This window comes from Psychrobacter sp. NG254 (genome assembly GCF_015277735.1).
Lineage (GTDB): Bacteria > Pseudomonadota > Gammaproteobacteria > Pseudomonadales > Moraxellaceae > Psychrobacter.
On sequence record NZ_JADHDA010000019.1, the window covers coordinates 1 to 575 of the forward strand.

The window sequence follows — 575 nt, forward strand, 5'->3', positions numbered from 1 at the left end:
GTATCGTAACCAACACGGCTATTGAACTTCATACGACCTACAGTAGATAAGTCATAACGTTCTTCAGAGAAGAACAAGTTCTGGAATAAGGCTTCAGCCGCGTCTTTCGTCGGTGGCTCGCCTGGGCGCATCATGCGGTAAATTTCTACTAGTGCTTCTAAACGGCTGCTTGCAGAGTCAATGTTTAATGTATTTGACATGTAAGCACCGCTGTCCACTTCATTGATATATAACGTATCAATTTTAGTGTAACCGGCTTTAACCAATTCAGCCATTAGCTCTAGAGTTAGCTCGTCATTTGCATTTGCAATAACTTCACCAGTTGACTCATCAACATAGTTTTTAGCTACAATACGGCCAATGATGTACTCATGTGGTACTTCTAATTGCTTAATGCCTTTCTTTTCGATGCTCTTGATGTGGCGAGCCGTAACACGACGACCGCTTTCAACAAATACTTCACCGTCTTCGCTCTTGATATCAAAAGCGGCAGTTTCACCACGTAAACGCGAAGGTACAAGTTCCATAAGAACTTTACCGTTCGTTACTTCAAACGTAGTGTTATCGAAGAACAT

Annotated in this window: 1 pseudogene; it reads right to left on the reverse strand. The window is 42.1% G+C overall.

Annotated features, from left to right (window positions below):
* Positions 1–527 (reverse strand): annotated as a pseudogene (gene rpoB, locus IP510_RS13605) (DNA-directed RNA polymerase subunit beta); the annotation flags it as partial.
* Positions 528–575: the final 48 nt, after the last annotated feature.